General features: G+C 56.8%; 14 protein-coding genes, 1 tRNA gene and 1 pseudogene. 7 read left to right on the forward strand and 9 right to left on the reverse strand.

Annotation, left to right across the window (positions count from 1 at the left end; genetic code table 11):
* Position 1: 1 nt before the first annotated feature.
* On the forward strand, positions 2-625 hold the full coding sequence (locus VNZ60_RS16265) for a response regulator transcription factor (protein WP_325660900.1): 624 nt from the start codon (positions 2-4) through the stop codon (positions 623-625).
* A gap of 92 nt (positions 626-717) precedes the next feature.
* Here VNZ60_RS16265 and VNZ60_RS16270 read toward each other — a convergent pair whose 3' ends face one another.
* From VNZ60_RS16270 to VNZ60_RS16280, 3 genes are all read right to left on the reverse strand, one after another.
* A complete protein-coding gene (locus VNZ60_RS16270; RefSeq protein ID WP_325660902.1) occupies positions 718-2,163 on the reverse strand; it encodes a catalase in 1,446 nt (481 codons plus the stop codon).
* A 123-nt stretch (positions 2,164-2,286) separates the two neighbouring features.
* Positions 2,287-2,571 (reverse strand): XapX domain-containing protein, encoded by a 285-nt coding sequence (locus tag VNZ60_RS16275; protein ID WP_325660904.1) that lies wholly within the window; start codon positions 2,569-2,571, stop codon positions 2,287-2,289.
* 110 nt (positions 2,572-2,681) lie between these two features.
* On the reverse strand, positions 2,682-3,371 hold the full coding sequence (locus tag VNZ60_RS16280; protein ID WP_325660906.1) for a hydrolase: 690 nt from the start codon (positions 3,369-3,371) through the stop codon (positions 2,682-2,684).
* Positions 3,372-3,763: 392 nt separating this feature from the next.
* Between VNZ60_RS16280 and VNZ60_RS16285 the strand changes: the two genes are divergently transcribed.
* Both VNZ60_RS16285 and VNZ60_RS16290 read left to right on the forward strand, forming a co-directional pair.
* Positions 3,764-4,366, forward strand: a complete 603-nt coding sequence (locus VNZ60_RS16285; protein ID WP_325399719.1) for a response regulator transcription factor — start codon at positions 3,764-3,766, stop codon at positions 4,364-4,366.
* 148 nt (positions 4,367-4,514) lie between these two features.
* Positions 4,515-5,174 (forward strand): c-type cytochrome, encoded by a 660-nt coding sequence (locus tag VNZ60_RS16290; protein ID WP_325399722.1) that lies wholly within the window; start codon positions 4,515-4,517, stop codon positions 5,172-5,174.
* Positions 5,175-5,199: 25 nt separating this feature from the next.
* On the opposite strand, the gene VNZ60_RS16295 is transcribed toward VNZ60_RS16290, so the two are convergent.
* Entirely contained in the window at positions 5,200-5,775 is a 576-nt protein-coding gene (locus VNZ60_RS16295) for a TMEM175 family protein (RefSeq protein ID WP_325399724.1), read from the reverse strand.
* Positions 5,772-6,470, reverse strand: a complete 699-nt coding sequence (locus tag VNZ60_RS16300; protein ID WP_325660908.1) for a YoaK family protein — start codon at positions 6,468-6,470, stop codon at positions 5,772-5,774. Before VNZ60_RS16300 ends, VNZ60_RS16295 begins: the two co-directional genes overlap by 4 nt.
* A gap of 374 nt (positions 6,471-6,844) precedes the next feature.
* On the opposite strand from VNZ60_RS16300, the gene VNZ60_RS16305 reads away from it, so the two are divergent.
* The 4 genes and pseudogenes from VNZ60_RS16305 (at position 6,845) to VNZ60_RS16320 (ending at position 11,012) form a co-directional block, all read left to right on the forward strand.
* Complete coding sequence (locus VNZ60_RS16305) at positions 6,845-8,731, forward strand: amidohydrolase (protein WP_325660910.1); 1,887 nt, start codon at positions 6,845-6,847, stop codon at positions 8,729-8,731.
* A gap of 260 nt (positions 8,732-8,991) precedes the next feature.
* Positions 8,992-10,170, forward strand: a complete 1,179-nt coding sequence (locus tag VNZ60_RS16310) for an MFS transporter (RefSeq protein WP_325660922.1) — start codon at positions 8,992-8,994, stop codon at positions 10,168-10,170.
* 14 nt (positions 10,171-10,184) lie between these two features.
* A pseudogene (locus VNZ60_RS16315) lies at positions 10,185-10,538 on the forward strand (molybdopterin cofactor-binding domain-containing protein); the annotation flags it as partial.
* Positions 10,539-10,598: 60 nt separating this feature from the next.
* Entirely contained in the window at positions 10,599-11,012 is a 414-nt protein-coding gene (locus VNZ60_RS16320; RefSeq protein WP_325660912.1) for a hypothetical protein, read from the forward strand.
* A 27-nt stretch (positions 11,013-11,039) separates the two neighbouring features.
* Here VNZ60_RS16320 and VNZ60_RS16325 read toward each other — a convergent pair whose 3' ends face one another.
* The 4 genes from VNZ60_RS16325 to VNZ60_RS16340 form a co-directional block, all read right to left on the reverse strand.
* Positions 11,040-13,775 carry a sensor histidine kinase gene (locus VNZ60_RS16325; protein WP_325660914.1) on the reverse strand — a complete coding sequence of 912 codons (2,736 nt, stop codon included), beginning with the start codon at positions 13,773-13,775 and terminating at the stop codon, positions 11,040-11,042.
* Positions 13,776-14,182: 407 nt separating this feature from the next.
* Positions 14,183-14,497: an Arm DNA-binding domain-containing protein gene (locus VNZ60_RS16330; RefSeq protein ID WP_325660916.1), complete on the reverse strand. Its 315-nt coding sequence runs from the start codon at positions 14,495-14,497 to the stop codon at positions 14,183-14,185.
* Positions 14,498-14,679: 182 nt separating this feature from the next.
* Positions 14,680-14,770: transfer RNA gene (locus tag VNZ60_RS16335), tRNA-Ser, on the reverse strand.
* 139 nt (positions 14,771-14,909) lie between these two features.
* Positions 14,910-15,216, reverse strand: a 307-nt coding sequence (locus tag VNZ60_RS16340) for an AMP-binding enzyme (protein ID WP_414648863.1), incomplete at its 5' end; no start/stop codon positions are given.

The raw sequence follows: 15,216 nt of genomic DNA on the forward strand, positions 1-15,216 counted from the left end.
CATGGAAGCCATTTCGATCATGATAGTGGACGATCATCCGCTGATACTCGCGGGCCTTACATCGCTCATCAATGCGACACCTGATTTCCGTCTTGTCGCCCAGGCCGCCAACGGGCGCCAGGCGTTGGACTATTACCAGCAGCTGCGCCCGCTGGTGGTCTTGATGGACCTGAATATGCCGGAAATGAACGGCGTCGAAACCATCGGGCGGATTCGTCAGATCGATCCCAACGCCTGCGTTGTGATCCTGACCTCGTACCAGGGTGAAGAAGATGTCTATCGCGGTCTGCAAGCAGGGGCGCAAGCCTATCTGCTCAAGGACGCAGGCCTGGAGCAGCTGATCAAATGCATCAAGACTGTCGCCGGCGGCAGCAAATTCTTGCCGACTGAAGTCGCATCGAAACTGGCCGAACGGATGGAAACCAACCGGCTATCGAAACGCGAGCTGGAAATCCTGGTTCATCTGGCGACCGGCAAGAGCAACAAGATGATTGCGCGCAGCGCCGGGATCGAGGTCGGCACCGTGAAATTCCACGTCAATAATATCCTGGCGAAACTTAGCGTATCCAGTCGTACCGAAGCAGCGACTGTCGCCGCCAGACGCGGCCTGATCAGCCTGTTTTGAAAATAAAGAGCGCTGCTTTTGCAGCACTCTCTGATTCGATTCCTGAGCTGCACCCGGGACGGCAAGCATCGCTGCCGTCCCGCTGGCAAACATTAATCGATTGACGGCGCGATCTTGCGCAAGGCTTCAGCTACGCCAGCGCCGTAAGCCGGATCGGCTTTATGGCAATTGCCGACGTGACGCATCTTCACCTCATCGGAAACACCGCGCATTGCACGCGCGGTATTCTCGAACAGGATCTGTTGCTGAACCGGACTCATCAGCCGGAACAGTGCGCCGGGCTGCGAGTAATAGTCTTCGTCAACGCGATGATTCCAGTGGCCGGCGGCGCCGCAGATCGCCAGCGGAGGTTCACGAAAATCCGGTTGTTCCTGCCATTCGCCGCCGCTGTTCGGTTCGTAAGGCGTGCTTCCTCCGCCATTGCCGTCGACCCGCATCTGGCCATCCCGATGATAGCTACGGAAAGGGCATCTCGGCGCATTGACCGGAATCTGATGATGATTGACGCCTAATCGATAGCGCTGCGCGTCGCCGTATGAAAACAAGCGTCCCTGCAACATCTTGTCTGGTGAAAAACTGATGCCAGGCACAATCTGAGCAGGATTGAATGCAGCTTGCTCGACCTCGGCAAAGAAATTCTCGGCGTTGCGATTGAGCTCCATCACGCCGACCTCGATCAGCGGATAGTCCTTGTGCGGCCAGACCTTGGTCAAGTCAAACGGATTGATGCGATAGGTCGCAGCATCTTCCTCTCGCATCACCTGGACGAACAGAGTCCAGCGCGGAAAGTCTTTTTCTTCGATGCTGTCGTACAAATCCCGTTGCGCACTCTCGCGATCGCGGCCAACCAGCGCTTCCGCTTCGGCGTCGCTCAGATTTTCAATACCTTGCTGGGTCTTGAAGGTGAATTTCACCCAGAAGCGTTCATTAGCTTCGTTCAGGAAACTGTAGGTATGGCTGCCGAAGCCATGCATATGGCGATAAGTGCGCGGCAAGCCGCGGTCGCTCATGACCACCGTGACCTGGTGCAAGGCTTCCGGCAGCATGGTCCAGAAATCCCAGTTGCTGTTGGCATTGCGCAAACCTGTCCGCGGGTCGCGCTTGATGGCGTGGTTCAGGTCTGGGAATTTAAGGGGATCTCGCATGAAGAATACCGGGGTGTTGTTGCCGACCAGATCCCAGTTGCCTTCTTCGGTATAAAATTTCAATGCAAAACCACGGATATCGCGCTCTGCATCCGCCGCGCCGCGCTCGCCGGCCACCGTGGAGAAACGGGCAAACATCGGAGTTTTCTTGCCCACCTCGGCAAACAGCCTGGCTTTGGTGTAAGCGGTGATATCGTGCGTCACGGTGAATGTGCCATATGCACCCGCGCCTTTGGCGTGCATGCGGCGCTCGGGAATCACTTCGCGGTCGAAATGCGCAAGCTTTTCCAGGAACCAGATATCCTGCAGCAGCGCGGGGCCGCGCGGCCCCGCGGTCTGGATATTTTGATTGTCAACGACGGGGGCGCCAGCTGCGGTGGTAAGTTTTTTCATGATCTCTCCGGGATTGGGTCGGATCAGAATAGCTTCATTAGCCAACGCTTCCACCTGTCGAAAGCATACTTTTCTCCATGCATTTCGATCAGGTTTGGCAAAATAAAAAACCGAACCTGGCGATCAGGCTTCGTTGTCTACTTTAGAATCCGTCGCATCTTTTTTTGCCAGCGTAGCAGGCTGTTCCACGCCGGTAATTTTACTGACGCATTCCGTGCGCAGCCAGGAGACGGTGACCGGCTCACCGACGATAAGGCGTTTGACCGTCGGCACCACCTGTTCGCCGACCAGTATGCCCAGCAAGCCGACCAGGGCAATGGCAGGCGGCGCAGGCGAACGCACCTGCAGCAACGCATAAATGACGCCCACCAGCAATCCCGTTGCCAGGGAAATGATATAGATTTTCATGGCTTTCTCTTTCTAACAATCGCCGCAATTCAGCAGAATTGCAGCAGCTGTTCCAGAATTTCCGCGCCAGCGTAAAACTGCAAATTCAACGCTGGCACGGCCGCTTTTCCTTATTTGCTGGCGTGCACAGGCGCCAATGTTTCGTGGCTGCCGACAATGCGCTGCGGCGCCTTATGCACCATGGTGTAGGCATAATCGACACCCATGCCGTATGCGCCGGAATGCTCTTTCACAATGGCCATGACTGCATCGTAGGTCTCTTTCAAGGCCCAGTCGCGTTGCCACTCAAGCATGACCTGCTGCCAGGTCACCGGCACAACGCCGGCCTGGATCATGCGCTGCATAGCGTAATCGTGCGCTTCCTTCGAGGTGCCGCCGGAGGCGTCGGCAACCATATATATTTCGTAGCCGCCTTCGAGCATGGCGCAGAGCGCGAAACTGTTGTTGCACACTTCAGTCCACAAGCCGGAAACGATCACCTTCCTTTTGCCGTTGGTGGCGAGCGCGTCGCGTACTTTTTGATCGTCCCAGGAATTCATGGAACTGCGTTCAAGGATATCCTTGCCTGGGAAAACGTCGAGCAGTTCTGGATAGGTGTGTCCCGAGAAGGCTTCGGTTTCCACCGTAGTGATAATGGTAGGAATGTTAAAGGCTTTCGCCGCTTTGGCCAGGGCAACGGTATTGTTCTTCAGCACCTGGCGGTCGATCGACTGGACGCCGAACGCCATTTGAGGTTGCTGGTCGATGAAAATGATCTGGCAATTGGTCGGAGTCAATACTTCAAGTTTCGGGTTCATCATGATGGGATCCATTCATAGTTGGTAAAGTCGACGCTATAGCGAACATGCAGCTAGCTCAGGCGATAGGCGCTCTGTCCCACACCTGGCAACTGCGGCCGGGGGCGGATATGCGTGCTATCTCCAACCATGTTAGGGCGTCCGAAAATCGAAAACCACTATCTAAATGTATGACAAAACGTATTGTCCGAAAATTCATCGTGACATTTAATCAAGAGCCGATGACCTGATCCAGCTGCATAATTACGCCAGGCCGCGAGATCTGATGAGATGATTGATATATCATTTACCCGCTCTCTTAAAGCCACCAGGGAAACCAGCCCTTAATGACGACAAATCCGACCACAACCCCGACCGCAACTCCGCCGACAACTTCGCCGCAACCGATTCGGGTGATGATCGCCGATGATCATGTTTTAATGCGAGAGGGCATCGTCGCTGTGCTGGCCGGCTTTGACCACATCGAACTGGCGGGGCAGGCAGGCAATGGGCAAGATGCGGTCGAACAGTTCCTGCGCTTGCGGCCTGACGTCACGCTGTTGGATTTGCAAATGCCGCTCTTGAGTGGATTCGATGCCATGATGTCGATCCGCTCCCTGGATAGAAACGCCCGTATTATTGTGCTCACTTCCTACAAGGGCGACGCGCAAGTTGGACGGGCTCTGAAAGCTGGCGCCGCCGGTTATCTGTTTAAAGGCGCGTTGCGCATGGACCTGGAGACGGCAATTCGGACAGTCCATGCAGGTGAACGATATATTCCACCTGAACTGGCCGCTGAAGTCGCAGACTACTTTGCGTGCGACGCACTGTCGGGGCGAGAGCTAGAGGTATTGCGGCTTGTCGCCGAAGGCAACACCAACAAAGAAGTCGGGCGGCAACTCGCGATCAAGGAAGAGACCGTGAAAGCCCACGTCAGCGCGGTGCTTGCAAAGCTGGGAGCAAACGACCGCACACATGCGGTCACCATTGCCGTGCGACGCGGATATTTAGACGCTTGAGTGAAAAATTGACATCGCCGCGTCCTATTCCTGCCCGCATTGGCAGACCACGCTTTTAGCGGCTGCCGCATCCGCAAATTCCCCTACCTTTCGTTCAGTAGATTTCAGTCTGCTTTCCTCGTATCTTAAAAAGAAACCAGGAAAACTCATGACTACTTCTTCCCCGCGCGATAATTCCCCTTCCCTTCTTTGCGTTCTGGCGGCAACCGGCCTGACTTGCTGTGCGTTGCTGCTAGCCGCCGCGCCTGCCATGGCCGCAGAACAACAGAACGCACTCCAGCACGGACGCCAGCTGGCGCAAGCCTGCGCCGCATGCCATGGAATAACTGGCAATACGGCTAATCCTGCACTCTATCCGAATCTGGCAGGGCAAGCGCCAGCTTACCTGGAACTGCAGCTAGCCAATTTCAAGAGTGGGGAGCGGCCTAACCCGATCATGAAGGGCTTCGCCGCCTCGCTGACAGATGCCGACATGCATGACCTTGGCGTCTATTTTGGCGCGCAAGCTGTCAAAGCTCAGCCACCATCAAATCACGAGCAGGAAGAAAAAGGAAAGTACATCTTTACCAAGGGAAGCATCGCTGGCGCACCAGCCTGCACCAGCTGCCATGGCGCCCAAGGGCATGGCCAGGCAGCGTTTCCACGCATTGCATCGCAACCAGCAGGCTACACGCTGGAACAACTGCATGTTTATCGCGATGCGCCAAAGTTCAATAATCCTTTGGCAACTGTCATGAAAGGCGTTGCGGTCAAGCTGAGCGAGGATGAGATGAAATCGGTGTCGGCTTATATTGCAACGCTGCCATAAGCGCGCTGGGAAGGGACTGGCATACTCAGTCCCAGCGCAGATTTTCTATGCGCCGATCGGGCAGGAACCAAAGGGCGGCCACAGCCGCATACACCAGCAAACCGGCAATGCCGCTCCACAAGGACAGCAATATTGCCAGGAAATAGAGGACGATCGAGATCTGGTTTTTTTTCCCCTTGCCGAGGGCAAGAGCCAGGCGAGAATGTTCACCTTCCTTTGCAAGCAGTGACTTTCCTAGCAGCAGGAAGGCGAAGGAAGACATCAATAACACGACCCCGTAAATGGCCACTGGCGGCGAAGCAGTTGGATCCACGCTGACCCAGGCGGTAACAAAAGGGATCAGCGACAGCCAAAACAAGAGATGCAAGTTGGCCCATAGAATCAAGCCGTTGACGCTTTTCACCGGTTGCATCAGATGATGGTGATTGACCCAGTATATGCCGACGTAAATGAAGCTCAGCACGTAGCTGGACAGCAGCGGCGCAAGCGCGGATAGCTCGCCCCAGCCGGTGCCACGCGGAATTTTCAGATTGAGGACCATGATGGTGATGGCAATCGCCACCACGCCGTCGCTGAATGCCTCCAGCCGGCTCTTGTTCATGCGGCGCCTGCCTGGACCCGCCCCAGGTTCCATTGCGCGATGATCATGCTGCATAAAATGGCAATCGGCAAAAGCAAGGCGCTGAACCCGATCGCCAGATAGGCAAATGCGGCAAGAATCGCGCCGCCGCCAAAAGCGGCGAGAGGCCAGATGAATTTCGCACAGCGCGCACCGACCGTTTGGTCCGCCGCGCCGCGCAGTACGTCTACCGTGTCGATCACAAGTTGCGTCACATTCCCGGTCATCATCGACGTCGGCGCCAGATGCGACAGCAACAGCCTGCTGGTCGCGCTGTGCACGCCCATGGCGGCGGTGCCCAGCAGGCCAGCCGCCATTGCAAACGGCGTGACGTCCGCCGCCACCGGCGAGGCAAGCCAGCCGCACACCATGAAACCGCAAAGCAGCAGCATCTGCAGACTCAGCGCCAGCGTCAGGCCCGGCCATCTTCGGCTTTCAGAGGCGGCCATCAAAAGGCGGGCGGCGGCGACGCCGAGAATAAAGGCCGGGAAAGCCAAAAACTTGAGAAGAATCGAGACATGCGACGGATCCGCCAATCCCGCGCCGATCAATACAAAGTTCCCTGTAACGTGGGCGGTAAAGAGCCCGAACAGGGCAATGAATCCGAGTGTATCGACATAACCGGCGACACAGCCAAGGCTCATCCCTTGTAATTGATTGCGGCGATTTGCATCCATGGGTCCATTCTCCTGGCGTCAGCTTTACAACATTCCTCGCCCAGCTCTGATGGCAAGCCGCAGCGTCGGAACATAGTAACTGATTGCCGCGTCAATTCGCCCTGCCATTTGGCCAGTGTAGCCAGTTTAGCCAGACAGGAATTCAGCCATCAGGTTTTTTGGAAAAAAACCTGATCTTTTGGTCCGTGTCTAAAGCGATAGCGACGCATAAACTAGCCGCTAGCAATTTCGTGCTTCCGGCCATTGCCGCCGTGCCCAAGCGTCCCTTCGTCCACCGGGGCTGATATGAATCGATCCGAACCGCTACCGCCCGCACAACTACGCGCTGATCGTGCGCCCTCGTTCTTTCCTATAGTTCATTAATGGAGCAGCACATGGAACAAACTATCTCAACACCGGCTTCGCAAGGTACTCCCGACGTCCTGATTCTGACGAATGGACGCTTTCACACTGTGGACCGGAGCAAGCCGCAAGCCAATGCGGTAGCAATCAAGGATGGAAAATTTCTTGCAGTGGGTGATACCGATGAGGTGATGCGGCATCGCACTGCCACCAGCCGGGTAATCGACCTGAACGGCCGCACAGTCATTCCAGGCCTGAACGATTCGCACCTGCACCTGATCCGCGGCGGTCTTAACTACAATCTCGAACTGCGCTGGGAAGGCGTACCCTCGCTCGCCGATGCCTTGCGCATGTTGAAAGAACAAGCGCTGCGCACACCCAATCCACAATGGGTCCGCGTCGTCGGCGGCTGGAATGAATTCCAGTTTGCTGAAAAGCGCATGCCGACCTTGGATGAAATCAATCTTGCGTCGCCCGATACGCCGGTATTCATATTGCACTTGTATGACCGGGCATTGCTGAACCGGGCAGCGCTGCGCGTGGTCGGCTACACCAAGGACACGCCGAATCCGCCTGGCGGCGAGATCGTCCGCGACGCTGCCGGCAATCCTACCGGCATGCTGATCGCCCGTCCGAATGCCATGATTCTATACGCCACCTTGGCCAAGGGCCCGACCCTGCCGCGCGAATTGCAAGTCAACTCGACACGGCAATTCATGCGCGAGCTGAATCACCTCGGTCTGACCAGCGCCATCGACGCCGGCGGCGGATTCCAGAACTACCCGGAAGACTATGCCGTGGTGGACCAGCTGGCGCGCGATGACCAGCTGACGATACGGATCGCCTACAACTTGTTTACGCAAAACAAGGGCAAGGAACTGGCAGACTTCGAGAAGTGGACAGGCATGGTCACGCCTGGGCAAGGCACAGACTTTTACCGTCACAACGGCGCCGGCGAGATGCTGGTGTTTTCCGCGGCCGATTTCGAGGATTTCCTGGAGCCGCGCCCAGACCTGGCGCCCGGCATGGACGACGAGCTGGAAAAAGTCGTGCGTCACCTGGTATCCCAACGCTGGCCGTTCCGCTTGCATGCTACTTATGACGAATCCATCGAACGCATGCTGAATGTGTTTGAAAAAGTGAATCGCGATATCCCTTTCGATGGCTTGCATTGGATGTTCGATCACGCAGAAACCATCAGCCCCAAAAACATCGACCGCGTGCGCGCCCTTGGCGGCGGCATCGCCATTCAGCATCGCATGGCTTTCCAGGGAGAATATTTCGTTGATCGCTACGGCGCGGAAGCTGCAAAAAATACCCCGCCTATCGCCCGCATGCTGGCGGCAGGTTTGCCGGTTGGCGCCGGCACGGACGCCACGCGTGTCGCCAGCTACAACCCCTGGACCGCACTGTACTGGCTGGTGTCCGGCCGCACGGTAGGCGGCCTCCGCATGTATGACAGCGCCAGCCGCCTGTCGCGCGATACCGCGCTGGAACTGTGGACTGCCGGCAGTTCCTGGTTCTCCAGCGAGCAAGGCAAGAAAGGCCGGATCAAGGAAGGCATGCTAGCTGACCTGGCGGTACTCAGCGCGGATTTTTTTAGCATCGACGAGGAAACGATCAAGTCGATTGAATCTGTACTGACGATCGTTGGCGGAAAAATTGTGTACGGAGAGGCCGAATTCAAACCGCTCGCGCCTGCGCCAATTCCTGTCTTGCCAGACTGGTCGCCGGTCAATACTGTCCCTGGGCACTATCGGCCGCTGCCGAATAAACCAATGACGTCCATGCCGCATCAATGCCAGGGTGCCTGTGGCGTGCATGCACATGCGCATGACGTTGCCCGTAAATCGGCTGTCCCGGCGTCGAATTACTCGGGCTTCTGGGGGGCATTAGGCTGCAGCTGCTTTGCGTTTTAAGGTATGGAGCAGCTGCGCTATCTCAGGGAACTGTCGCTCGAATGATGCGATATGCATCTGCCACGATCGGGGCCGGCATCGATTGTTCAATTAAAACGAACAGTATGAGTGCATCCGGCCCCAATTATCTTTACCTGCATTGTGCCTAGAATGAGCCCCAGCAGGAAATCGGTACAGGCATTTTTCGCCATGGTCAGCATGGCATCTCAAATGAAGGATATATCGTGAGCAACATCCCCGAATCGGACATTTCTCCCGGCATGGTATGGCTGCTGGCCATCTCTACCGGGCTCATCGTTGCCAACCTGTACTATGCGCAAACACTGGTCGGCCCGATCAGCGCGGCTACCGGCCTGTCGCCCGAGGCGGCCGGGCTGATCGTTACACTGACGCAAATCGGCTACTGCCTCGGATTGCTATTCATCGTCCCATTGGGCGACCTGATTGAAAACCGCCGCCTGATCACCAGCGCCCTGGCATTTACTGCCGTGGCGCTGGTCGTAGCGGCAACTGCGGCCAGTCCGTCAATCTTTCTGGCGGCGTCGCTGGCAATCGGACTGGGCTCGGTGGCAGCCCAGATCCTGGTTCCTTTCGCCGCGCATTTATCCAGGGAAGCGACGCGCGGCCAAACTGTCGGCAAGGTTGTCAGCGGCCTTTTGATCGGCATCCTGCTGGCGCGCCCCGCAGCCAGCCTGGTGGCTGGCCATGCCGGCTGGCACGCCGTATTCGGCGGCGCCGCTGTAGTCGTCGCTGCGCTGGCAGTGCTATTGTGGAAAAAACTGCCGCAACGCGTCCCCGTCTCGCCACTTAGCTATCCGCAGCTGCTGGCATCGCTCTGGCATCTGTTTCAGCGCACACCCGTGCTGCGCCGTCGCGCCGCCTATCACGCCGGGCTGTTCGGTTCATTCAGCTTGTTCTGGACCACGGTTCCTCTGGCACTGGCCGGCCCGGGATTGCATCTGTCGCAGACCGGCATCGCAATTTTTGCCATGGTTGGCATCGCCGGCGCGGTAGCGTCGCCGGTCGCGGGGCGGCTCGCCGATGCTGGTTTCACCCGGCCTGCCACGGGTGTGGCGCTGCTGTTAGGTGTTATCGGATTTGCATTACCCTTGATTGCCACCGATTCACGCAACGCCACACTGGCTATGCTGGCCTCGGCTTCTATTATTCTAGACATGGGAGTCGCTGCCAATCTGGTGCTTGGTCAACGCTCGATCTTCGCACTGGGTGCGGAAGTGCGAAGCCGCCTGAACGGCATCTATTTCGCCATCTTCTTCGCCGGCGGCGCGCTCGGCTCGGCATTGGGAGCCTGGATGTATGCCAGTCACGGCTGGCAAGCTGCCATGCTGACCGGCATGGCATTCCCGGGCCTGGCACTGCTCTACTGGGCGACCGAATTCATCCAGGGTGGCGTCAAGGCATATAAAAGCGTCGGGTAAAGATGCGTTCCTCGGTAGCCAGCGTGGTCGCGGCTGCCGACTGTGGAGAGATCGTCAATCCGGACGGCGTAAAGAACCAGATTGAGGGAAGCATACTGCAATCGGCCAGCTGGACCTTGTATGAACAATTGCAGTTTTCGACCGATGGCGTCAAAAGCATCGACTGGTCCAGCTATCCGATCATGCGCTTTTCCCAGGTGCCGGCCAAGGTAGAGGTATGCTTGCTGGAGCGCCCTGGGTTGCCATTTCTGGGCGTGGCCGAAGCTGCCCAGGGACCAATGGCAGGTGCATTGGCCAACGCACTGGCGCAGGCTACTGGCAAGCGCCTGCGTAATTTGCCATTGGCCGGGCCGCAGCTGCGCTCCTGAGTCTCAAGTGATGTACGGATAGATTTTTCTAAAGAAGATAATTTTCAAAGGAACGCCATAATGGATTCGAATCAGTCTCAACACGCAAAACTGAGTTCGCTGGGCCGGGCGCTGCGCGACTTGCATAAACAATTAATTCACGTTGAAACCCAGAACTTTGGCGTCGTCGGCAGCCCGTTAGAGCACCTGCACCTGGTAGTCAATCACCCTCATTTTTCCTGGCTGCAGAAATTATCAGGTTTGATGGCGCAGATGGATGAGCGCCTTGATGAGCCAGAGGAGATCAGTGCTGCCGATGCCTATGCGTTCCGAGTCGCAATAGAAGAACTGATCGGGCCAGGCGAAAAAGGCGATATGGCATTTCGCGCCAAGTACAACGCTTTATTGCACGACTCGCCCGACCTTGTGATGGCGCATGGCGCGCTGCGCCAGATACTAGTGAGCGTTTCTCCGCAAAACCAACCTGCCCGATAGCCGTCCTCTTCCGCCAAAATCGTTGACTCATGTCAGCCGATGGAATATCCAGCCGATGCGGCTTGGCGCCGGCTGGTAAGCAATTTTTGCCGAAATACTCAGCCGGATGGTAGTCCCCTTGCCTGGTGCTGACTCCAACACCATGGTTGCTCCCAGCTTGCTGGCACGCTCGCGCATGCCCGGCAGGCCCCAGTGCCCGGCAAGTTGGCCCGAGCGCATCACTTCCACAGGCAAGCCGCAGCCGTTATCCTGAACTACTAGAATCAAAGCTTTTCGCCCATGCATCACCTCAACCTTTACCTGAGTAGCCTGGGAATGGCGGAAAGCATTGGTGAGCGCCTCATTGGCAATACGGTACAGTTCGTGCCCGACAGCCGGGATAATGCTGCGCGGCTGCAGCGATTCTTCGAAGTCAAACTGCACGCCGCTTTCCCTTGCCAGATCTCCCCCATTACGCCTGATCGAAGCAGTTACGCCAACGCCGAAATGATCGTGAGCACGCAGGTCGTGCACCCGCTCTCGCCCTTCCAGCAACATGCAATCTGCCCCCTCGAGCGCGCTGTCGATCATTTTTCGGGCCGGGTCTTGCCGTGGAACGTGCGCCGTTGCTGCATGAAAGCGCAGAATCATCGCTTGCGTCCCCTGCAGCAAGGTGTCGTGCAGTTCGCGCGCAATGCGTTCACGCTCCATCAACCTTTCTTCGCTGCGGGCGCGCACCTGCCGCGCGACCTGCGCCAGGCGAAAATTGTAAAGCACCCAAAGGATAGCCACGATCAGCAAGCCAATCAGCATTCGGAACCATAGCGTTTGATAGAACGCTGGCGCCAGGTAGAACTGCACGGCGGCGCCCTCTTCGTTCCATACTCCGTCGTTATTGGCCGCCTTTACTTTGAATCTATACTTTCCCGGCCCCAAGTCGGTGTAAGTCGCCGTCCTACTGGCGCCGGCCTTCTGCCAATCGCTATCCACGCCCTCCAGCCGATAACTGAATTGCATGCGCTCAGGCATGGTCAAGCCCAGTGCCGTGAAGTCAATCTGGATACGGCCCGGGTGCGGGGGCAGGCGTGTCGCAGTTTCTGCAACAAATGGAAAGGCAGCATGTTCCGTCGTGACCCGGCGAACGTACACCGGCGGCGGCAGCAGATTCCTCGGCACCGCCGATGGATTCAGCCAGAACACGCCGGCTGTCGTACTGAACCACAGCACACCGTCGCTGCCAAGCACCGCAGACGGCAACGGTTCGCTTTGCGTCGCCGCCCCGCGCAATCCGTCTTTATGGTCAAGGCGGCGAAACTGTACGCGATATCCGGGTTCACTCTGCGCATGCCTCAGCTCATCCAGCGCGATACTGGTGATGCCGGCAGTGCCGTTCAGCCACAATGCGCCATTAAACTCCAGCATGCCTGAGATGCCGAGCATGCTGTCGTCGCCGGTGCCCAGGATGGGAGTGAATTTCTGGCCATCAAAATGGAACAGACCGTTTTCTCCGCCTACCCAGATATCGTTGCCGCTACCGCTGATCTGCAACGCGCTGCCAACTTGAAGACCTTCTTCGACGCCATACTGCCGCAACTTGCCCCGCTCAAGCATCAACACCTTATTGCCGCGGCATGCAAACCACATCCGGCCATCCCTGTCTGCGTGCATCCATAAAATCTTCCGCTTAAGTTCCGGAAAGCCGCCCCCGGCCTCCCATGCGCCATCTCGCAGCCGATAAGTTCCAGCCCGTACTATGGATATCCATAACGCCCCCCCGGCGTCCCGGACAATGCCATGAATCTGTGGAGCCCGGACTTCCTTAGGCAAGGCAATTTTCTCTCGCGCCAGTCCGCGCTGATGGAACAAGCCATCTTTCGCCCCGATCCACACGCTGTCAGGCGCTTCTCGCCACAGCGCCGTGACGGTGTCCTCTCCGCTTTCCCGCGGAATACTTGCAAATGCTTCTTTTGTCGGCTTGGCCAGAAGCGTTTTCCCTACCCACAAAGCGCCATTTTCGCCAGCCGCCAGCGCCGGGCTGTCGCCATATATTTGAGGTAATGCGACACCGGAAAGTGCATTGCGCCGAAAACGATCCAGACCGTTTTCGGTACCCACCCAGACATTGCCCTCTTTATCTTGCAGGATGCTGTTTGGAATAGCGCCGCTCAAACCGTGTACGACGCCAAAAACCTCGATGCGGCCATCGGTGCTGGTGCGGATCAAACCATCCGCACGGGTAATCCAAAGATGTTCGGCGTCTCGATCGAACAACATGGTCCCACCGCTCACCCGAGGCTGTGGCCACGCATGTCTGGACATCGTCGCAGCTGCCCCGTTGAGAGCGACAATTTCGCCCTTGGGACCTCCTATGCTCCAGACGCTCATACCCGGCCCCTGAACCATTCGCCCCATGCCGACAGGACCTGGCATCTGAACAAAGGCTTGTCCTTTCGGCGCTAATCTGAATGCACCAGATTCGCACTGCGCCCAGACGCTCCTGTCCTGGTCCGGCAACAGCGTACAAGTGCTCTCAGGCGCATGAAAATCCTGTGCCGGCTGTTGCCAGCGCTTGCCATCAAAAACGCGCAATCCCATGCTTGTGGCAGCCCAGACTCTGCCGACGCCATCTTCTGCAAAATCGAAAACGCTTGCCGCTGGCATTCCTTCTTCAAGGCCGTAGTTGCGAACCTTCCCATCTTTCCAGACGCTGGCGCCACCGCCAACATACCCGAACCAGAGTGAACCAGACGCCAGCAAGCGCATGCCCCAGACATTGTTAGACATGGGCTGCACTCCGTTTGGGCGGAAACGCTCGAAAGTTACGCCGTCAAATCGGAAAATTCCGCTAGGAGAGGCAAGCCACAACCAGCCATCAGATGTTTGAGCGATCGCGATAATGTAAGGAGGAGCTCCGTCCTTTGCAGTCCAGCTCGTGTGATGCATGTCTATCGGGACAGCATTGCTTGCGCTCATGGGATTTTGCGAAACCTCCGGCGAGAAGCGAGTGGCTGATAGCGCAGTCTGTTGCAACAACAGAACCGCTAGTGCGAGAGCCCAACCAGTCATGATTTTGGACACCACTTAAAAATCAGCCACATGAAAGATATTGCCTCGTGCATTCCTTCCACTCTCATGTTCTACTCCCAAAAAAAAACGCAAGCCGGCAGCCAAACCGGCCCCTTTTCACCCGTTCAGGCAATGACGTATAGCGGCATGAATGTTACGCCACATGCTTGCCGGTAAGCAATCAGTCTGGCCTGCGCCGAATCCTGACTCTGCTCAAGGCGAGCCTTGGCTTTATCGCGCTTGGTACGGGCGTCGGCAAGGGAAACTTCAGGGTAGAGGCCAAAGGAAAGCAACTTCTCTTTTCCGTCAAAGCGGTATTTCACGCGCCAGTAAGGCCCGCTGTTCGGCTTCGCCAGTAAATGCAAGCCGCCGCTATCGGCCAGCTTATAGGGTTTCTCTTTTGGTTTTGCATTTTTACAGGCTGCGTCTGTCAGTGCCATCAGTTCATTGGGTCAGGGTTGATATGAGTATCCCCACAGGGTACTTTTGATACTCCCCCAAACACCCCCAATTTTTTGGGATGTCAATGAACCAACCGAGACGTCATGAAACGAAAAACCCGCATTCTCATAGTGAGGTATGCGGGTTTCAGGACTTCTTGGATCTATTTGAAACTAATACTTGGCGGAGAGACGGGGATTCGAACCCCGGATAGGCTATGAACCTATACACGCTTTCCAGGCGTGCGACTTCAACCACTCATCCATCTCTCCTGCAACTACAACAGCGTTTCGCGAAATTTGATTTTCACGAAGCCGCGTATTATAGCAACAAATCCGGCAGAAATAGAAATTTCTCTTTAAAGCCTTATTTAAGCCCTACTCAAGCCCTACTCAAGCCATTTCCAAGCGCTTACTGGGCTTCCTTGAGCTGCTCCAGGATCGCCGGATTTTCCAGCGTGGAAACATCCTGGGTGATTTCCTCGCCTTTGGCCAGTACCCGCAGCAAACGGCGCATGATCTTGCCGGAACGGGTTTTTGGCAAGTTGTCGCCAAAACGGATTTCCCTTGGTTTGGCAATCGGCCCGATTTCCTTGGCGACCCAGTCGCGCAATTCCTTGGCGATCTGTTTGGCTTCATCGCCGGTGGGCCGGCTGCGCTTGAGGACCACGAAGGCGCAGATGGCTTCGCCGGTGGTTTCGTCCGGCTTGCCGACCACG

The sequence above is a fragment of the Collimonas sp. genome (assembly GCF_035566375.1).
Taxonomy (GTDB): domain Bacteria; phylum Pseudomonadota; class Gammaproteobacteria; order Burkholderiales; family Burkholderiaceae_D; genus Collimonas.